Origin of the sequence: Nocardiopsis sp. NPDC006832 (assembly GCF_040635885.1) — a bacterium.
Taxonomy (GTDB): Bacteria; Actinomycetota; Actinomycetes; order Streptosporangiales; family Streptosporangiaceae; genus Nocardiopsis.
The window spans coordinates 1-19,228 of sequence record NZ_JBEYLC010000027.1; the positions used below are offsets into that span (position 1 = coordinate 1).

At 69.2% G+C, this 19,228-nt stretch carries 20 protein-coding genes and 1 pseudogene; 19 read left to right on the forward strand and 2 right to left on the reverse strand.

Annotated elements, in window-relative coordinates; genetic code table 11:
* A pseudogene (locus ABZ717_RS14610) lies at positions 1–382 on the reverse strand (sensor histidine kinase); the annotation flags it as partial.
* Positions 383–465: 83 nt separating this feature from the next.
* Between ABZ717_RS14610 and ABZ717_RS14615 the strand changes: the two are divergent.
* The 11 genes from ABZ717_RS14615 to ABZ717_RS14665 all read left to right on the forward strand — a co-directional run bounded on the left by ABZ717_RS14615 (position 466) and on the right by ABZ717_RS14665 (position 9,707).
* Entirely contained in the window at positions 466–972 is a 507-nt protein-coding gene (locus ABZ717_RS14615) for a DinB family protein (protein ID WP_358509724.1), read from the forward strand.
* Between the two features lie 279 nt (positions 973–1,251).
* Positions 1,252–2,052, forward strand: coding sequence for an ABC transporter ATP-binding protein (locus ABZ717_RS14620; protein ID WP_358509727.1), 801 nt, complete (start codon positions 1,252–1,254; stop codon positions 2,050–2,052).
* Complete coding sequence (locus ABZ717_RS14625; protein ID WP_358509730.1) at positions 2,049–2,972, forward strand: ABC transporter permease; 924 nt, start codon at positions 2,049–2,051, stop codon at positions 2,970–2,972. The genes ABZ717_RS14620 and ABZ717_RS14625 overlap by 4 nt, the downstream gene beginning before the upstream one ends.
* A gap of 19 nt (positions 2,973–2,991) precedes the next feature.
* Entirely contained in the window at positions 2,992–4,086 is a 1,095-nt protein-coding gene (locus tag ABZ717_RS14630; RefSeq protein ID WP_358509733.1) for an ABC transporter substrate-binding protein, read from the forward strand.
* A 103-nt stretch (positions 4,087–4,189) separates the two neighbouring features.
* Positions 4,190–4,612, forward strand: a complete 423-nt coding sequence (locus ABZ717_RS14635) for a hypothetical protein (RefSeq protein ID WP_358509736.1) — start codon at positions 4,190–4,192, stop codon at positions 4,610–4,612.
* A gap of 196 nt (positions 4,613–4,808) precedes the next feature.
* Positions 4,809–5,612: an ABC transporter ATP-binding protein gene (locus ABZ717_RS14640; RefSeq protein WP_358509738.1), complete on the forward strand. Its 804-nt coding sequence runs from the start codon at positions 4,809–4,811 to the stop codon at positions 5,610–5,612.
* The gene (locus tag ABZ717_RS14645; protein ID WP_358509741.1) at positions 5,609–6,463 is read left to right on the forward strand and encodes an ABC transporter permease; all 855 of its coding nucleotides are present in this window, start codon (positions 5,609–5,611) and stop codon (positions 6,461–6,463) included. The genes ABZ717_RS14640 and ABZ717_RS14645 overlap by 4 nt, the downstream gene beginning before the upstream one ends.
* A 29-nt stretch (positions 6,464–6,492) precedes the next feature.
* A complete protein-coding gene (locus ABZ717_RS14650) occupies positions 6,493–7,587 on the forward strand; it encodes an ABC transporter substrate-binding protein (protein ID WP_358509743.1) in 1,095 nt (364 codons plus the stop codon).
* A 25-nt stretch (positions 7,588–7,612) separates the two neighbouring features.
* Entirely contained in the window at positions 7,613–8,689 is a 1,077-nt protein-coding gene (locus ABZ717_RS14655; protein WP_358509745.1) for an LLM class flavin-dependent oxidoreductase, read from the forward strand.
* Positions 8,686–9,372 carry an isochorismatase family cysteine hydrolase gene (locus ABZ717_RS14660; protein WP_358509748.1) on the forward strand — a complete coding sequence of 229 codons (687 nt, stop codon included), beginning with the start codon at positions 8,686–8,688 and terminating at the stop codon, positions 9,370–9,372. Before ABZ717_RS14655 ends, ABZ717_RS14660 begins: the two co-directional genes overlap by 4 nt.
* 80 nt (positions 9,373–9,452) lie before the next feature.
* Entirely contained in the window at positions 9,453–9,707 is a 255-nt protein-coding gene (locus tag ABZ717_RS14665) for a DUF2795 domain-containing protein (RefSeq protein ID WP_358509904.1), read from the forward strand.
* A gap of 16 nt (positions 9,708–9,723) precedes the next feature.
* Here ABZ717_RS14665 and ABZ717_RS14670 read toward each other — a convergent pair whose 3' ends face one another.
* Positions 9,724–10,674 carry an acyl-CoA desaturase gene (locus ABZ717_RS14670; protein WP_358509907.1) on the reverse strand — a complete coding sequence of 317 codons (951 nt, stop codon included), beginning with the start codon at positions 10,672–10,674 and terminating at the stop codon, positions 9,724–9,726.
* Between the two features lie 376 nt (positions 10,675–11,050).
* Between ABZ717_RS14670 and ABZ717_RS14675 the strand changes: the two genes are divergently transcribed.
* The 8 genes from ABZ717_RS14675 (at position 11,051) to ABZ717_RS14710 (ending at position 19,134) form a co-directional block, all read left to right on the forward strand.
* Positions 11,051–12,040 carry an ABC transporter substrate-binding protein gene (locus ABZ717_RS14675; RefSeq protein WP_358509750.1) on the forward strand — a complete coding sequence of 330 codons (990 nt, stop codon included), beginning with the start codon at positions 11,051–11,053 and terminating at the stop codon, positions 12,038–12,040.
* Between the two features lie 85 nt (positions 12,041–12,125).
* Positions 12,126–13,118 carry an iron chelate uptake ABC transporter family permease subunit gene (locus ABZ717_RS14680; RefSeq protein ID WP_358509753.1) on the forward strand — a complete coding sequence of 331 codons (993 nt, stop codon included), beginning with the start codon at positions 12,126–12,128 and terminating at the stop codon, positions 13,116–13,118.
* 16 nt (positions 13,119–13,134) lie between these two features.
* The gene (locus ABZ717_RS14685; protein ID WP_358509756.1) at positions 13,135–14,169 is read left to right on the forward strand and encodes an iron chelate uptake ABC transporter family permease subunit; all 1,035 of its coding nucleotides are present in this window, start codon (positions 13,135–13,137) and stop codon (positions 14,167–14,169) included.
* Positions 14,166–14,921, forward strand: coding sequence for an ATP-binding cassette domain-containing protein (locus ABZ717_RS14690; protein WP_358509758.1), 756 nt, complete (start codon positions 14,166–14,168; stop codon positions 14,919–14,921). The genes ABZ717_RS14685 and ABZ717_RS14690 overlap by 4 nt, the downstream gene beginning before the upstream one ends.
* A gap of 52 nt (positions 14,922–14,973) precedes the next feature.
* Positions 14,974–15,861 (forward strand): aminoglycoside phosphotransferase family protein, encoded by an 888-nt coding sequence (locus ABZ717_RS14695; protein ID WP_358509761.1) that lies wholly within the window; start codon positions 14,974–14,976, stop codon positions 15,859–15,861.
* Between the two features lie 104 nt (positions 15,862–15,965).
* Positions 15,966–16,619, forward strand: coding sequence for a helix-turn-helix domain-containing protein (locus tag ABZ717_RS14700; protein WP_358509764.1), 654 nt, complete (start codon positions 15,966–15,968; stop codon positions 16,617–16,619).
* Positions 16,616–17,518, forward strand: a complete 903-nt coding sequence (locus ABZ717_RS14705) for an ABC transporter ATP-binding protein (RefSeq protein ID WP_358509767.1) — start codon at positions 16,616–16,618, stop codon at positions 17,516–17,518. The genes ABZ717_RS14700 and ABZ717_RS14705 overlap by 4 nt, the downstream gene beginning before the upstream one ends.
* On the forward strand, positions 17,515–19,134 hold the full coding sequence (locus ABZ717_RS14710; RefSeq protein ID WP_358509769.1) for an antibiotic ABC transporter: 1,620 nt from the start codon (positions 17,515–17,517) through the stop codon (positions 19,132–19,134). Before ABZ717_RS14705 ends, ABZ717_RS14710 begins: the two co-directional genes overlap by 4 nt.
* Positions 19,135–19,228: the final 94 nt, after the last annotated feature.

Consider the following 19,228-nt stretch of genomic DNA (forward strand, 5'->3'; position numbering starts at 1 on the left):
CGGACCGCAGGAGGGCGACCAGGAAACCGGCTTCGACCACCACCAGCGCGACGGTCGCCCGGACCGGATCACTGAGTGACGCGACGGTGTACAGGGCCACCAAGAGCGCGAGGTCGGCGAGGATCAACCCGACCGGCGAGACCATCTGTACCGCGGCGACGACGGCGATGACCGTGAACACCGTCATGGGCAAGGCCCGCCGCAGCACCAGGGGCAGCAACAGCGCGACCGCGAAGACCGTGCGAACGAGCGAGGCATCCGAGGGTCCCGTGCCGAGGGCACCGAGGTACGCGCCCACGGTCAGCAACAGGAAGGGAGCGACGCTGATCGTGTCGACCAGCAGCACGTGCTCTCCCAGCCATTTCCTCACTCTGTCGAACACCCTCGACATTGTAGGTCCCGGTGCTTCGGCCGCCCCGGGGAAAAGGGCTTTCCCGGGGCGGTACCGCGTGAGAGGTTGGGCGCATGCCTGATCCTCGACGTGACCTGCTGCGCGACCAGTACGACATGACCTGGGCGCTGTTCGAGTACCACCTGGAACGCCTGGATCCGCAGGACCACCTCTGGGAGCCCGCTCCGCTCCGCTGGACCGTGCACCGACAAGCCGACGGCCGGTGGCACCCGGACTGGGCCGAGACCGAACCCGACCCGATCCCGGTACCGACCATCGCCTGGATCACCTGGCACATCGGCTGGTGGTGGTCGGTCACCCTCGACCACGTCCTGGAACGCCCGGTACGGGAACGCACCGAGGTGACCTGGCCGGGCGAGGAGCGTGCCGTGCCCTGGCTGCGCGAGTTGGGGGCGGAGTGGCGCGAGGCCCTCGAAGGGATCGACCTGGACGCTCCCACGGCCTTCCCCTGGCCGGAGGGACGGACCCGGGCGGACACGGCCTGGTGGGTCAACGCCGAACTCATGAAGAACGCCGCCGAGATCGGGCAGCTGCGGATGCTGCGGGCCGCCCGGGGGTGACTCGTCGGACCCTCGATCCACCTCGGCCCGGGATGGTCGAACACGGCCACGTCGGCCGGGCGACCTCCGGTTTCGCACCCCGCCGCCCCAGGTGAACAAGGGCACAGCGGCGGTACGGAAGAAAACGCGGTGAACTATCGTCACTCAAGTGGGGACCTACCGGCGGGTATGAGGGGCCCTACGGCCCGTCCGTACCCGCCGAGGACGAACACCTGGAGAGTGCACAGTGCGACACCACACCCGGGCCGGGGGCGCCCGGCCGACCGCCGTGGAGCCACGGTGACCGCCGGGATCGAGGTGCGCGGCCTCACCAAGAGTCACCCGGGCGCACGCCCGGATCGCCCCGCGCTCCAGAACATCGACCTGGAGATCCCCCACCGCCAGTTCGTCAGCCTCATCGGCCCCAGCGGCTGCGGCAAGTCCACCCTGTTGCGCATCCTCGCCGGGTTGGATCACCCCGACACCGGACAGGTCTCCCTGCTCGGCCGGAGCCCGAAGCAGGCGAGCCGACGCAAGGCCATCGGCCTGGTCTCCCAGACCCCGGCCCTGCTGCCCTGGCTCACCGTCCGTCAGAACATCGCCCTGCCGGGGAAGGTCAACCGCCGCGCCGGTTCGGAGATCGACTCCCCCGACGAACTGCTGCGCGCCGTCGGGCTGGAGGAGGCCGCCGGCCAGTACCCGCACGAACTCTCCGGCGGCATGCTCCAACGCGTCGCCGTGGCCCGGGCCCTGGGCCTGCGCCCTGACGTGCTGCTGATGGACGAACCCTTCTCCGCCCTCGACGAGTTCACCCGCGAGGCCCTGCAGTACCAACTCCTGGGCCTGTGGCAGCAGCGGGCCACCACGGTCGTGTTCGTGACGCACTCCGTCCGCGAGGCGGTCGTGCTCTCCGACCGGATCGTCGTGATGTCGGCCCGCCCCGGTCGTATCCACGAGGTCCTCGACGTCGACCTGCCCCGCCCCCGTGACCGGAAGGTCGTGAAGGGGCCGCACATGCACGATCTGGAGGACCGGGTCCGCGCCTCGTTGCAGAGCGCGTGGAAGGCCGGCGCCGCCCCCGACGACCTCGTTCCGCTGTGAGAGAGGAGGCGGGCATCGCCACCCGCGTCACCGACGAGGCCGACGGCACCGGGGACCTCGGTTCGACACCTCCGACCCCGGTTCCGAACGCCACGGTCCCACCCGTCCCGGAGGGCACGCCCGCCGCGCCCGCGCGCGGCGCCCGTCGACGTTCGGTCCTGCACCCCGCCACGTGGCTGCCCGCCACCGTGGTCCTGGTCGTGCTCGGCCTGGCCTGGTCCGCGGTGGCCGAGGCGCACCCCTACATCCTGCCGGGGCTGGGCGAGGTCGGATCCGCCCTGGTCGGCGACCCTCCGCTGTTCCTGGAGAATGCCTGGGCGACGCTGAGCATCGCCCTGGTGGGCGTGGGCGTGGGCGCGGGCAGCGCGTTCGTGCTGGCCCTGCTGATGTCGGAGATCCCGATGGTGCGCCGGGCCGTGATGCCGTTCGCGGTGGTCCTGAACGTGACCCCGGTCGTGGCGATCACGCCGGCGCTGGTGGTCGCGTTCGGGTTCGGAATGGCGCCGAAGGTCATCGTCACCGCGATCATCACGTTCTTCCCCGTGCTGATCAACGTGGCCACCGGCCTGCGTTCGGTGCCCCTCCCGGTCCTGCACGTCTTTCGCACCCTGAACGCCTCCCGCTGGGAGGTGCTGTTGCGACTGCGCGTCCCGAGCAGCCTGCCCTACACGCTGGCCGCGCTGCGCGTGGTGGTTCCGTTGTCCCTGGTGGGAGCGGTGGTCGCCGAGTTCGTGGCCGCCGGTTCCTCGGGCGGCCTCGGCACCATGATCCGCAACTCCGCCTCCACCGCGCGCCTGGACCACGTCTACGCCGGGGTCGCCTGCCTGGCGGCCATGGGCGTGCTCCTGCTCACCCTGGTCACCCTGGTGGAGAAGCGCCTGCTGTTCTGGCACGACTCCCGACGCCCCACCCGTGGATGAAACGAAAGAGAACCAGCCGATGCCCGTCCCCGCTCAGCAGCGGTTCCGCCTCCTCGGACCCGCCGCGGTCCTGACCGCCGCCGCCCTCCTCGCCACGGCCTGCGGCGAGGACGCCGACACCCCCGAGGTGGCCGTCGCCATCGACCAGGAGCGGTGCGACGTCAACCGGGAGTCCGGGCCGATCACCTTCGTCACCGGCTACCACTACCAGGCCTCCGTCACCCAGCTGGAGGTCATCGCCGCCGATGCCCTCGGGTACTTCGACGCCCTGTGCCTGGACGTGGAGATCCAGCCCGGCAACGGCGACCTGATGGGCAACGCCCAACTGGTGTCCGCCGGGACCGCTCGGTTCACCGCGATGAGCAACGAGGCCGAGGTCCTGCAGGCGGACACGCGCGACCACGAGGTCATCGGCGTCGCCACCTACGGGCACGTGCCGATCTCCACGCTGCTCACGGGGACCGGCGTCGACGACCTCACCGAACTGGAGGGGCGGACCCTGGGCCACCAGAGCATGCTGCCCGCACCCGTGGAGGCCATGCTGGTCGAGGCCGGCGTGGATCTCGAAACCATCGAACAGGTCGAGGCCGGATACGACCCCTCCGTGCTCCCGCGCGACCAGGTCCAGGCCCTCACGGGTTTCCGTTCCAACGAACCGCATCGACTCGACGCCCTGGGTAAGGAGTACACCCAGTGGATGCCCGAGGACTTCGGGGTGGTCGGCTCCTTCGGGGTGATGGTGACCGACCCCGTCTGGGCGGAGGAGAACCCCACCGCCACCGAGGACTTCCTCCGGGCCGTCGGCCACGCGTTCGACCACTGTCAGGACGCCGCCGGGGCATGCGTGGGGTACGCGGCCGAACTGGACCGGGCGGGCTACGACACCGAGCACAACCTCAAGGTGTGGGACACCGAGCGCGAACTCGTGGCCTCCTCCACCCCCGATGGTGAGCCTCGGGGCTTCGTGGACCTCGAACTGACCGAACGGGAGGCGCAGACCCTGCTGGCCAACGGCGAACTCGACGAGGTCCCCGATCTGGGACCCCTCTTCGACACCCGTTACCTGGAGGCGGTCCACGAGGGATCCGAGTTGGTCTGGCCCGGGGCGAACTGAGGGTCCGGGCGGCGACGACCCTTACCGGCATACCCCGGGCACCGGCGATTCACATGAGCACAAGGGCGACACGGCAAGCTTTCCGTGCACTACCGTCCCACTCATGACAGAACCGACGCAGACCCCCTCCGGCCACCCCACACCGCCCGTCCTGAACATGATCGAGGCGCTCTCCGCCAAGTGTGGAACGCCCCTGGCCCCACGCCGCTTCACCTTGCCCGACGGCGTCCGGGTCGGCGTCGACGGGGCCGACCGCGACCCGCCCAGGGTGCTGGTCCAGGCCACCCGCGCCGGCGGGCGCGTCAAGTCCGCGCATCGCAACAAGGTCATCGCGGACGCCTTCAAACTCATCTGGTTACGGGACGCCCACTTCCCTGACGCGACGTTGATCCTCGCGCTGAGCCCGGATCTCTCCCACCTCCTCAGCCAGGGAAGCTGGTTGTCCGCGGCCCTCGAACAGAGAAGGATCCATACGGTTCTGGTCGGCGATGATGAAGGAAACCTTCCGCGCGATATCAGTCCGTGACCACCCGTTCACCGAACGGCAATGAAGCACTCCTACCTTTGACGGGTCAACGACCCCGCGGGCCGCTGACGTCCCATGCGCTTCCGCCCGCACTCCCCTTGACGTCCTTGGGACCCCCTACCCGAGCACGCCCCGGAGGGTGCATGGAAACGCATGCCCAGATGAAGAACGCTCCGCCCACCCGGGTGGACGCACTGTGACCAGCGATGACATCGAGATACGCCACCTCACCAAGCGTTACCGGGGTGGAGCGTCCGACCGGCCCGCGCTCCAGGACATCGACCTGGAGATCCCGCACCGCCGCTTCGTCAGCCTCATCGGCCCCAGCGGTTGCGGCAAATCCACCCTGCTGCGGGTGATCGCCGGGCTCACCGTCCCCGACCACGGCCACGTGTCCCTCTTCGGCCGTACGCCCCGCGAGATGTGTCGACGCAAGGCGATCGGCCTGGTCCCCCAGACCCCGGCCCTGCTGCCCTGGCTGAACGTCCGCCAGAACATCGCCCTGCCCACCATGGTCAACCGCCGACGCGGAACACCACCCGAGTCCACCGACGACCTGCTGCGCGCGGTCGGGCTGGAGGACTCCGCCCGCCGCTATCCGCACCAGCTCTCCGGCGGTATGAGCCAGCGGGTGGCCATCGCCCGCGCCCTGGGCCTGCGCCCGGACGTGCTGCTGATGGACGAACCCTTCTCCGCCCTCGACGAGTTCACCCGCGAGGCCCTGCGCATGCAGCTCCTGGAGTTGTGGCAGCGGCGGGCCACCACGGTCGTGTTCGTGACGCACTCCGTGCACGAGGCGGTCGTGCTCTCCGACCGGGTCATCGTGATGTCGGCCCGACCCGGCCGCATCCACGAGGTCCTCGACGTCGACCTGCCCCGCCCCCGAGACCGGGAGGTCGTCTCGGCCTCGCGCACGCGTGAGGTGGAGGGCCGGGTCCGGGCCTCCTTGCACGGCGCCTGGAGCTCCGGAATCACCGCCACGGAGTCGGTGGCGTCATGAGCACCGAGGTGATCGGCCCCTCCTCCACTTCCCCGTCCCCGGAACCCGCACGGGACACGACCGAACGGCGCCCCCGCGCCCGTTCCGTGTTCCACCCCTTCGTGTGGCTGCCCACGACCGTCCTCCTGCTGATCCTCGGTGCGGTGTGGGCGGCGGTGGCCGAGGCGCACCCCTACATCCTGCCGGGGCTGGGCGAGGTCGGAACGGCCCTGGTGGAGAACCCGGCACTGTTCCTCGGGAACGCCTGGTCCACCCTGGGCATCGCGCTGACCGGTGTGGCCGCGGGCGCGATCTCGGCCTTCGTCCTCGCGGTCGTCATGTCCGAGGTCCCGGTGGTCCGCCGCGCCCTCATGCCGATCGCGGTGGTCCTCAACGTGACCCCGGTCGTGGCGATCACGCCCGCGCTGGTGGTCGCGTTCGGCTTCGGGATGGCCCCCAAGGTCATCGTCACCGCGATCATCACGTTCTTCCCGGTCCTGATCAACGTGACGACCGGCCTGCGTTCGGTCTCCCCGACCGTGTTGCAGGTCTTTCAGACACTGAACGCCTCCCGTTGGGAGGTCCTGCTCCGGCTACGGCTCCCCGGCAGCCTGCCCTACACGCTGGCCGCCCTACGAGTCGTCCTGCCGCTGTCCGTGGTCGGCGCGGTGGTCGCCGAGTTCGTGGCCGCCGGTTCCTCCGGAGGCCTCGGCACCATGATCCGCAACTCCGCCTCCACCGCACGCCTGGACTTCGTCTACGCCGCCGTCACCTGCCTGGCGGCGATGGGACTCACCATGCTCGCGCTGGTCACGGCGATCGAAAGCCGGGTGCTGTTCTGGCACGAGTCCCGACGACATCCCTCCGGATGACCCCCCACAGAGAACGGAAGACCCCCTACATGACCCTCCCGAGCCATCCGATCCGCCCCGGACGCCTCACGGCGGCCCTCCTCACCGGCGCACTCCTGACCTCGGCCTGCGGCCAGGAAGCACCCGAACAGGACGCGGCCGCGGCCGTCATCGACGACGACCGCTGCATGGACAACCAGCGGGCCGGGACGATCACCTTCGTCACCGGATACCACTACCAGGCCTCCGTCAGCCAGCTGGAGGTCATCGCGGCCGACGCCCTGGGACTGTTCGAGACGCTCTGCCTGGACGTGGAGATCCAACCCGGCAACGGCGACGTGATGGGCAACGCCCAGTTGGTGTCGGCCGGAACCGCGCAGTTCACCCCCGCCAGCAACGAGGCCGAGATCGTCCAGGCCAACGAGCGCGACCACGAGGTGGTGGGCATCGCCACCTATGGGCACGTGCCCATCTCCACCCTGCTCACCCAACAGGGCGTGGACGACCTGACCGAGCTGGAGGGCCAGACCCTGGGCCACCAGAGCATGCTGCCCGCACCCGTGGAGGCCATGCTGGTCGAGGCCGGGGTCGACGTCGACACCATCGAACAGGTCGAGGCCGGATACGACCCCTCCGTGCTGCCGCGCGACCAGGTCCAGGCGCTCACTGGTTTCCGTTCCAACGAACCGCACCAGCTCGACGCCATGGACGAGAAGTACACCGAGTGGTTGCCCGAGGACTTCGGGGTGGTCGGTTCCTTCGGGGTGATGGCCACGAACCCCGAGTGGGCCGAGGAGCACCCCACCGTCGTCGAGGACTTCCTGCGCGCCGTCGCCCGGGCCTTCGACCACTGCTCGGAGAACGGCGAGGAGTGCGTCGGGTACGCCGCCGAGCTCGACGAGGCCGGATACGACACCGAGCACAACCTCAAGGTGTGGGACACCGAACGCGAACTCGTGGGCGGCTCCACCCCGGACGACCAGGTCAACGGTTACATCGACCTCAGCATGACCGAGGACGAGGTGGAGATCCTCAAGGACAGCGGCGAACTGGACTCGGTCCCGGACCTGGAGCCCATGTTCGACCCCCGTTACCTGGAAGCGGTCCACGTGGCCACCGAGGTCGTCTGGCCCGGCGACGAGTGAACCCGAGAGGAACCGAGGTACCACGATGACGAATCTCAGGGCTCCCGGAACCGAGTACGGGATCTTCCTGCCCATCGGCAGCGGCGGCTGGATCGTGTCCGAGACGGCGCCCCACCCGGAGGCGACCTACGCCTACAACCGCCGCTCCGCGACCCTCGCCGAGGAGCACGGCTTCGACTTCGTCATGTCCATGGGCAAGTGGCGCGGCTACGGTGGCGCCACCGGGCACTGGGACCACACCCTGGAGTCGATGACGATGATGGCGGGGCTGGCCGAGGCCACCGAACGGGTCGGGGTGTGGGCGACCGTCCACACCAACCTCTTCCACCCCGCCCTGGCCGCCAAGATGTTCACCACCCTCCAGGAGATCAGCGGCGGACGCGCCGGGATGAACATCGTCGTCGGTTCCTACGCCGACGAGTTCCGGCAGATGGGGCTGTGGCGTGAGGACCTGGAGCACGCCGACCGCTATCGGTACACCGAGGAGTGGGCCACGGCGCTGCGCCGGTTGTGGACCGAGGACTCGGTGACCCTGGACGGCGAGTTCTTCGACCTGAGGGACTGCCGTTCCCTGCCGCACCCCACCGCGCCGCCGACCATCATCGCCGCCGGTCGGTCCCCGGCCGGGCTGGACTTCCAGGCCCGGCACTGCGACGGGTCGTTCCTCACCGCCCACGACCTGACCGGGCTCCGGGACGCGTGTCGGCGGGTCCGTGCCGGGGCGGCCCGCCTGGGTCGCACCATCCGTACCTACTCGATGCTCACCGTGATCATGGACGACACCGACGCCGCCGCGGAGGCCCGTCGCCGTGAGTACGGCCGAGGCGCCGACATCGAGGCCATCGTCAACATGAAGCGCTCCTGGGGGCTGCCCGCGGACAAGGCACTGTCGCTGACGGCCGAGCGCCCGGAGGACGAGGCCTTCCAGACCCCCTTCGTGACGGGGTCGCCCGGCACGGTGGCCAAGAGGATCAACGAGATGGTCGAGGAGGCCGAGCTGGACGGTCTGATGCTGATCTTCCCCGACTACCACGCGGACCTCGCGGCGTTCGGCGAACGCGTGATGCCGATGCTGCGGTCCACGGCGGGGGCGCCGGCGTGAGTCTCGACGTCGTCGACGTGTCCGGGCGCTCTCGCCCGGTCCCGTCGGCGCGGGAGGAGGCGGCGTTGGTGGTCGTGGACGTCCAGCGGGACTTCGGCGACCCCGAACATCTCCCCTGGTTGGACGAGGAGGCACGGTCCCGGGTGTGGGACGCCGTCACCCGGATCTCCTGGCTGGTCGAACGGGCTCGCGCGGCCGACGTGCGGGTGGTCTGGGTGCGACTGGAACAGGATCCCGAGTCCCCTTGGTGGTCCTCGCTCTGGCTCCGAGGTCTGCTCGACGCGTCCACCGCCACGCGGCTTCCGTTGGAGCCCTGCGTGGCCGGGACCCCCGGCGCGGACTGGTTCCGGGTCTCCCCCGCCGGCGGGGAGGACGTGGTGGTCAAGCGACGCTATTCGGCCTTCCACGGAACCGGCCTGGACGCGCTACTGCGTTCACGGGGGATCACCTGGTTGGCGGTGTGCGGGCTGACCACCGACTGCTGCGTGGACGCCACCGTGCGCGACGGTTTCCAGTCGGGTTACCGCACCTTCCTGGTCGCCGACGCCACCGCCTCCTACCTGCGCGAATCCCAGGAGAGCACCTTCTCCGTACTCGCGAAACACGCGGCGTCGGTGGTCACGGCCGACACCATGGCTCAGGTCTGGGAACACACGCGATTGAGCAGTGACGGCGCAGGGTAGCCCCACTCTGCCAGTGCGGGTCCGGTCGATTCCGCTCCTCGGGGCGGCGCGTCCGGGCCCTTCTACCGTTGGGGGCGGTGATGGGTGTCGAACGCGGCCTTGCGGGGCTCCGGAATGTTCTGGAAGGCGTACGGTTCCCGGTGACACGGGACACGGTGGTGAACGCCGCGCTGGACGCGGGGGCGGACGAGGAGATGGTGAGCGCCCTGCGGGCCATGCCGGCCGCCGAGTTCAACGAGGCGAACGAGATCCTGCGCGCGGTGCCGCTGCCGGACGCCGAACCGGACTCGCACACCGAGTCGGCCCGCGCCCGAGAGCGCGACCGACACGATTGAACCGGGTTCCTCGACTTCAGGTGGGGGCGCTCCCGCGCAGGGGGGCGCCCACTCGGTACAGGTGGGTGATCGCCTCCGCGTGCGAGCGGACGAACCCCGTCTCGTGGTACGGGATCCCGATCTCCGCGCAGTAGTCGCGCACGATCGGCTGTGCCTTCGCCAGGTGCGGGCTGGGCATGTTCGGGAACAGGTGGTGCTCGATCTGGTAGTTGAGCCCACCGAGCGCCAGGTCGGTGAAGGCCCCGCCCCGGATGTTGCGCGAGGTCAGCACCTGCTTGCGCAGGAAGTCGAGTTTCTCGCCCTTCTTCAGGGTCGGCATCCCCTTGTGGTTGGGCGCGAAGATGCAGCCGAGGTAGACCCCGAACAGGCCCTGTTGGATCGCGATGAACGCGACCGCCTGTAGCGGGTCGAGGACCACGAAGACCACTCCGAGATAGATCACGAAGTGGGCGCCCAGCAGCACACCCTCCAGAACGCGGTGCTTGGTGGAGGGGCGCAGCAACGCGCGCACGCTCCCGTAGTGGAGGTTGAGCGCCTCCAGCAGCAGGACCGGGTAGAAGAGGAAGGCCTGGTAGCCGCCGAAGAACGCCGGGAGACCCCGGGCCTGTTCCGCCTGGTCCTCGGACCACACGAACAGGTCCGCTTGCACATCGGGGTCGAATTCCTCGTGGTTGGGGTTGGCGTGGTGTCGGGTGTGCTTGTCCTGCCACCACCCGTAGCCCAACCCGATCCCGAGGTTCCCCACGAGTCGGCCCACGCCCTCGCTGAGGCGACGACCGTTGAAGATCTGTCGGTGCGCGAGTTCGTGGGAGACCAGCCCCACCTGGCCGAACACCACCGCCAGGGCGACGGCGGTGACCAGTTGCCACCATGACGGTCCGATGAGGACGAAGGCGGTCCATCCACCGACGTAGGCCAGGAGGATGAGCGTCAACCGGATCGCGAAGTAGGCGGGCGTGCGTTCCATGAGTCCGGCTTCCCGAACCCGCAGGGAGAGCCGCGAGAAGTCGCTGCCCCTCCTGCTCTTCGTCGGTGCCGTGGTGCCTTCTTGCATGGGACCGCTCTTTTCCTGGTGGAGCCGGAGTCGACCGGTGCCCTCCGACGGTAATCGGTGTGAGGGCGCGAATCCATGGCACCCGTACGTCACACAAGAGGGGTACCTGCACCCCTGATTCTTGGTGGATCGTACTTTGCTACCCGCGAGTTACCCGAACTTCTCCGACGAAGGCACAGGTCAAAGCGGTGCAAAGTGAGGAGAAGGTCTCAAAACTGCACTCCGTTGAGCATTCGATACTGAAGTTAGGTTAGGCTCCCCTACATCAAGAACTCGTAAGGAGACCTCCATGAAGTCCGTCCCCCGTCCGTTCGCGGCGCTCTCCCTCACCCTGGTGTCCGCCCTGGCCCTGACCTCCTGTTCCACCGGTCAGGAAGAGACCGAGGACACCGCCGCGGCGAGCGACACCGTCGAGGTCGAGGACAACAACGGCACGCAGACGGTCGCCGTCCCGCCCGCGTCGGTGGTGGCGCTCGACAACCGCACCTTCGAGACCCTCTCGGACTGGGGCGTGGAGCTCTCCGCCGGTGCCGTGTCCCTCATGCCCGACACCATCGACTACACGCGGAACGACTCGATCATCGACCTCGGCTCGCACCGGGAGCCCGACCTCGAAGCGATCGTCGCCGCCGAACCCGACCTGGTCGTCAACGGGCAGCGCTTCGCCCAGTACCACGACGACATCGCCTCCCTGGTGCCAGACGCGACCATCCTCGAACTGGACCCGCGTGAGGGCGAGCCCTTCGACGCCGAACTCAAGCGCCAGGTCGAGGTCCTGGGCGAGGTCTTCGGCAAGCAGGACGAGGCCGAGCAGACCATCGCCGACTTCGACGCTTCGGTCGAGCGGGTCAACGAGGCCTACGACGGGGGCGACAGCGTCATGGCCGTCACCACCTCCGGCGGCGAGATCGGCTACCTGGCCCCGGGCGTCAGTCGCACCCTCGGCCCGGCCTTCGACATCTTCGAGCTGACCCCGGCACTGGAGGTCGAGGGCTCCAGCGAAGACCACCAGGGCGACGACATCTCCGTCGAGGCGATCGCCGACTCCGACCCCGACTGGATCCTCGTGATGGACCGCGACGCCGCCGTCGCCGCCGACGAGGAGGGCTACGAGACCGCCGAGAACATCCTGGCGAGCTCCGAGGCGCTCTCGAAGGTGACCGCCGTGGAGGACGAGCAGATCGTCCACATGCCCGTCGACACCTACACCAACGAGGGCATCCAGACCTACACCGAGTTCTTCAACGCCTTCGCCGACTCCCTGGAGGCTCAGGCTTGATCCGGCCCACCCGAATGTCTCGCGCCCGCGGTGATGCCTGGAGCACCACCGCCGGCGCGAGCCGCCGCGCGGAGGTCACCGGAACATGACGAACACCGCGACCCCGGCCCCGTCGCGCACACGGGACAAGGGCCGGCTCCTCGACTGGAAGCTGCTCATCGGTGTCGCCGTCGTGGGCGCACTGCTCGTGCTGTCGCTGTTCACCGGCGTGTACGACGTCTTCGGCGCCGACGACGGTGACGAGATGTTCGCGATCACCCGCATCCCGCGCACGATCGCCCTCGTACTGGCCGGCGCCGCCATGGCGATGTCCGGCCTGGTCATGCAGTTGCTGACGCAGAACCGCTTCGTCGAACCGACGACAACCGGCACCACCGAGTGGGCCGGGCTCGGCCTGCTCACCGTGATGATCCTGCTGCCGGGCGCGAGCATCGCCACCCGCATGTTCGGCGCGGTGCTGGCGGCCTTCATCGGCACGATGGTGTTCTTCCTCTTCCTGCGCCGCGTCACCCTGCGGTCCTCGCTCATCGTCCCGATCGTGGGCATCATGTTGGGCGCCGTCGTCAGCGCGGTTTCCACCTTCATCGCGTTGCAGACCGACATGCTGCAGAACCTCGGCGTGTGGTTCGCCGGCAGCTTCACCTCGGTGCTGCGGGGCCAGTACGAGATGCTGTGGATCGTGGCCCTGGTGGCCGTCGCGGTGTTCGTCGTCGCCGACCGGTTCACGGTCGCCGGCCTGGGCGAGGAGATCTCCACCAACGTCGGCCTGAACTACAACCGGGTCATCCTGCTCGGCACCGGGCTGATCGCGGTGGCGACCGGAGTCGTGACCGTGGTGGTGGGCAACCTGCCCTTCCTCGGCCTCATCGTCCCCAACGTCGTCTCGATGTTCCGCGGCGACGACCTGCGCGGCAACCTGCCATGGGTGTGTCTGTTGGGCGTGGGGATCGTCACGGTCTGCGACCTGATCGGCCGGACCATCATCATGCCCTTCGAGGTACCGGTGTCCCTCATCCTCGGGGTCGTCGGTGCCGTCGTGTTCATCCTTCTCCTGTTGAGGCAGCGTCGCCGTGGCTGAGACGACCGTTTCCCGTGTGACCGAACGTCCGCTCACCGCGCCGCCCTCGGAGCGTTCCTCGCGCACCCTGTCCACCCCGCGCGCCCGTCGCCGCTACCTGGTCATCATCGCGGTGCTCTCGGTGCTCGCGATCGGATTCGCCTTCGGCCAGCTGGCCTGGGACAACCCGATGCCGATCGGCTCGGACGGCTTCTGGCGCATCGCCGAGTTGCGCGCCACGAACCTGGTGATCATGGCCGTGGTCGCGATCTGCCAGGCCGTCGCCACGGTCAGCTTCCAGACCGTCACCAACAACCGCATCATCACCCCGTCGATCATGGGGTTCGAGGCGCTCTACACCGCCATCCAGACCGCCGCCGTGTACTTCCTGGGCGTCGCCGGGATCATGGCGGTCCAGGGCGTCTCGCAGTTCCTGCTACAGATCACGCTCATGGTCGGCTTCTCGATGCTGTTGTACGGATGGCTGCTGTCCGGCAGGTACGGAAACCTGCAGATCATGCTGCTGATCGGCATCATCATCGGCGGTGGCCTCGCCTCGGTCTCCACGTTCATGCAGCGGCTGCTCACGCCCAGCGAGTTCGACGTGCTGGCCGCGCGGCTGTTCGGCAACATCGCCAACGCCGACGCGTCCTACCTGCCGGTCGCGGTACCGCTGTGCCTGATCGCCACCGTCCTGCTGTGGGCGAGTTCGCGGCGGCTGAACATCGTGGCGTTGGGGCGTGACGCGAGCACGGGACTGGGCCTGAACCACCGCCGCGAGACGATGCGCGTGCTGTTCCTGGTGTCGATCCTGATGGCGGTCTCCACCGCGCTCATCGGCCCGATGACCTTCCTGGGCTTCCTCGTGGCGACGCTGGCCTACCAGTTCGCCGACACCCACGACCACCGGTACGTCTTCCCGGTCGCGGTGCTGACCTGCTTCGTCGTGCTCAACGGCGCCTACTTCGTCATGCGGAACATCTTCTACGCCAACGGCGTGGTCTCGATCATCATCGAACTCGTCGGTGGACTGGTGTTCCTGTTCGTCATCCTCAGAAAGGGCCGACTGTGATCACCCTGACCGGTGTGCGCAAGGAGTACAGCAGCGAGGTCGCGATCGGCCCCGTCGACCTGCGGATCCCCAAGGGCGGCGTGACCGCGCTGGTCGGTCCGAACGGCGCCGGCAAGTCGACGCTGCTGACGATGATCGGTCGGCTGCTCGGCCTGGACCAGGGCACCATCGACATCGCCGGTCACGACGTGTCGAAGACGGCGTCCAAGGACCTGGCCAGGGTCGTCTCGATCCTGCGCCAGGAGAACCACTTCGTCACCCGGCTGACGGTGCGCCAACTCGTCGCGTTCGGCCGTTTCCCCTACTCCAAGGGGCGGCTGACCGTGACCGACGAGGAGATCGTCAGCCGGGCCATCGACTTCCTGGCCCTGACCGACCTGGAACACCGCTACCTCGACCAACTGTCGGGCGGGCAGCGTCAGCGCGCCTACGTCGCGATGGTGCTCTGCCAGGACACCGAGTACGTGCTGCTCGACGAGCCGCTCAACAACCTCGACATGCGCCATTCGGTGCAGATGATGAAGCACCTGCGACGCGCGGCGGAGGAACTGGAGCGCACGATCGTGATCGTGCTGCACGACATCAACTTCGCGGGCCACTACGCCGACCACATCTGCGCCGTCAAGGACGGTTCGGTCGTCGAGTTCGGCACACCGGACGAGATCATGACCGACGAGGTGCTCACCCGGGTGTTCGAGACCCCGGTGACGGTCGTCGACGGACCCAACGGACCGCTCGCGGTCTACTACTGAGCCCCCGTTCCGGGCACGGGAGGGCGCGCCTCCCGTGCCCCATACTGGAACGATGCGCACCCCCCGAGCCGAAGTCGACGTCACCCCCGACCTCGTCCGCGCGCTCCTGCGCGAGCAGTGCCCCGAGTTGGCCGGGCTCCCCATCGAACCCGTCGCCAACGGGTGGGACAACGCGCTGTTCTCCCTGGGCGATGACCTGTGCGTGCGCATGCCCCGCCGCTCGATCGCCGCTCACCTGGTCCTCAAGGAACAACGGTGGCTGCCCGAGATCGCCACGCGCGTCGGCGTTCCCGTGCCCGCGCCGCTCCACGTGGGCCGCCCCGGCCATGGTTACCCCTGGAGTTGGTCGGTCAACCCGTGGTTCGAGGGCCGTACCGCGGCCGAGGTCCCACCCGCCGAGCGCGGCCCCCTCGTCGAACCCCTGGCGCTCTTCCTCTCCCGGTTGCACGTACCCGCGCCACCGGAGGCCCCACGGAACCCGGTCCGCGGGGTGCCCCTGCGCGAACGCCACGAGCGCGTCGTCCAACGCCTCGACGACTCCGACCACCCCCGCGCCGCCGACCTCCTCGACCTGTGGCACGAACTGGTCGACACCCCGGCCCGGGAGGGCCCGCCCCTGTGGCTGCACGGTGACCCGCACCCCGCCAACATCGTGGTCGACGACGCGAACGGACTCGCGGCCGTCCTGGACTTCGGCGACCTCACCTGCGGCGACCCGGCCACCGATCTCGGTACCGCCTGGATGACCTTCGAGGCCCCCGACCGCGTCCGCTTCCGTGACCGCCTCGACGGGCTCGTCGGCGTCGACGAACACACCTGGAAGCGCGCCCGCGCCTGGGCGGTCGTCTACGCGTCGGTGCTCGTCACCAGCACCGCCGACAACCCCCTGCTGGCCGGGATCGGCGAACACACCACCGCCCAGGTCCTCAAGGACGACTGACCCCGGGACCACGGGGCTGGGTCGATCACCGGTCTCAGCGGCCCCCGCGCGACCAAAGGCTACACGCCCTTATAGTTCACTACACGAACGTGTAGCCTGAAGTCATGGACATCGACCGCCTCACCAACGAAGACCTCACCGGACGGGCGCGGATCCGCGACGCCGCGCTGAAGGTCTTCGCCGAACGCGGGGTCAAAGGGGCCACCGTGCAGCTCATCGCCGCAGCGGCAGGTGTCTCCACCGGCCTGATCCGCCACCACTTCGGTTCCAAGGAAGGGTTGCGGCGGGCCTGCGACGAGTACGCGATCGGCACCCTCCTGGATCAGGCGCGGCGGGCCTTGGAGAAGGACACCGCCGCCCCCGGGTTCCTCGACTCGATGTACCGGGCCAGCGGTTCGAGCACCCGTTACCTGGCCCGCGCACTCGTGGAGGATTCTCCCGCCGCCTCGGAACTCTTCGACACCGGCGCGGCGCTCGCCGAACGCTTCCTCACCGAACAGGACCCCCACCGCTACCCGGCCGGAGCCACGACCACCCAGGACACCGCCACGGTCATGGGAGCCATGCAGTTGTCCACCCTCGCTCTGCACACCCACATCGGCCGTCGCATGGGCGTCGACCCCCTCGACCCCGCACACACCCCACGCCTGGTCGCGGCCATGGTCGAGGTCCACTCGGCCACCCACGCGTTCCTCTCCCAAGGGCGAGGGCGTCCCATCTCCGACGAGGCCACGGGCCCGTGGCAGGAGGAACCATGAGCACGACCGAGGCCATCCGCGTTCGCGGACTCCTCAAACGCTTCGGCCGCGCCACCGCACTGGACGGCTTGGACCTGACCGTACGAACCGGGGAGGTCCACGGCCTCCTGGGACCCAACGGGGCCGGAAAGAGCACCGCCCTGCGTGTCCTGCTCGGGCTGACCCGCGCCGACGCGGGCAGCGTGCACCTGCTCGGCGGCGACCCGTGGCGGGACACCGCGACCCTGCGGCGGCGCCTCGCCTACGTGCCGGGGGACGTCGCCCTGTGGCCGGGCCTGTCCGGTGGTGAGACGCTCGACCTGCTCGGCCGCCTACGCGGTGGCATCGATGAGCGCAGGCTCACCGAACTCGTGGACCGCTTCGCGCTGGACACCCGTGTCCGTGGGCGTGCCTACTCCAAGGGCAATCGGCAAAAGGTCGCCCTGGTGGCCGCGCTGGCCGCCGACACCGAACTCCTCGTACTGGACGAACCCACCTCCGGCCTGGACCCGCTCATGGAGGAGGTGTTCCGCCGCACCATCACCGAAGAACGCGACCGGGGTCGTACCGTACTGCTCTCCAGCCACATCCTTTCGGAGGTGGAGGCTCTCTGCGACCGGGTCTCCATCGTCCGTGCCGGACGCACCGTCGAGAGCGGCACCCTCGACGACCTCCGGCACCTGTCCCGCGTCACCGTCACCGCCGTTCTCACCTCCTCGCCCAGCGCGTTGGCGGATCTGGCCGGGGCGCACGACCTGGAGGTGTCGGGCGATCGGGTGCGTCTGCTCGTCGAACCGCGCTCCCTGACGGAACTGTGCTCCCGGTTGGCGTCACTGGGGGTCCGCGACCTCACCGCGCACCCACCGTCCCTGGAAGAACTGTTCCTGCGCCACTACGACACCGCCGGGGGCACGCGATGACCTCGATCGTCACCCGTCGCGTCGGAGGTTCGTCGACCGGAGCCGGTCTCCTGGCCCGGGAGATCCCGCGCAGGGAACGAGTCCTGCTCACGGCGTGGGTGCTGTCCACGATCGGTATCGTCCTGGGCGGTGTGGCCGCCGCCAGGACCACCTATCCGACCGCGGCCGACCGGGCGGACCGATGGGAGCAGCTCCAGCAGATCCCCATGTTCGTCCTGTTCCAGGGGCGGGCGTTCGCCGACACCGCCGAGGCGCTCGCCGCCCAGCAGGCCTTCGCGGTCGGGACCCTGTGCGCCGCTCTGGGCGCGGTACTGCTGGTCGTTCGCACCACCCGCGCGGAGGAGACCTCCGGAAGGCGCGAGCTACTCGGCGGTCTTCCACTGGGCCGACACGCTGATCTGGCCGCCGCCCTGATCGTGGCGCTGGGTGCTGGTGTGGTGATCGCCGCCGCGATCGCGGCCGGTCTGGTGGTCACCGGCGCACCCGCCACGGGTTCCACCGCGTTCGCGCTGGTGATCGGTTCCTCGGTGTGGGTGGGTGCGTCCCTGGCCGCTGTGGCCGTCCAGGTCACCACACGTACCGGAGCGGCGTTCGGGTTGGCCTTCGGCGCCTTCTACGCCCTGCACCTCCTGCGCGGACTCGGTGCGATGGCGGGCGGCGAAGGCCTCTGGACGACCTGGCTGGTACCGAACGGATGGCTGGAGAACGTTCGTCCCTTCACCGACGAGCGATGGTGGGCGTTGCTGCCCGTGCCGATCTGGACCGCGGTGGTGGTGGCGGTCGCCTTCGCCCTCGCCGGCCGTCGTGACCTGGGTGGGGGTCTGTTCCCCGACCGGGCCGGGCCCGCCCGGGCCGCACCTTCCCTCCGCTCGGTGTTCGCTCTGGCCCTGCGTTCGGAACGGGCGTCCCTCCTGCTGTGGGCGACGGTGATCGCCGGATGCGGCCTGGCGATGGGGTACGTCGGATCGGGGGCGATGGCGGAATACGCGGACACGGCCTGGGTTCGAGCGATGGGCGCCGGCATGGGGGTGGAGCCGGCGCGGGTCTTCTTCGTCTACACGGTGTTCGTGTTCGTGTTCCCGATCGCGGCCCAAGCCGTGTCGGCGACCCTGCGTCCACGCCGAGAGGAGGTCGCGGGAACGGGCGAACTACTGCTGTCCGGTCCCGTGGAACGCACTCGCTGGGCGGTGGCGCACCTGTCGGTCTCCTTCGTGTGCCCCACCGTGCTCCTCGCCGTGTTGGGCGTCGCGGTCGGAACGGGGTCCGCCCTGGGCACCAAGGACACCGCCGGCGACGTCATCCGCTTCACGGCGTTCACGCTGTCCCTGGTCCCGGCCTCGTGGGTGATCGTCGCCGTCACCTTCCTGGCCTTCGGAGCGGTCCCGCGCCTGTGCGTGGCACTCGGCTGGTCCGCGTTGGCGGTGGGTGTCCTGGTCGAGATCGCGGTCAAGGTCGGAACGGTCCCGGAGTCCCTGTTCCTACTCACCTCCCCGTTCGCGCACGTCAACCCCTACTACCGAACGACCGACGCCGCTCCTCTTCTCCTCGCGCTCCTGGCGCTGTCGCTCATCACGCTGGGGTGGTGGGCCCTGCGCCATCGGGACATCCCGGCCTGAGCACCGGACGCGGCCGGAGCGCCGAGCCGGGGGCTGGTCCTGTCCGCCGGCCCGGGCTAGACTTTCCGGAAAAATGTTAGGGACTAACATATTA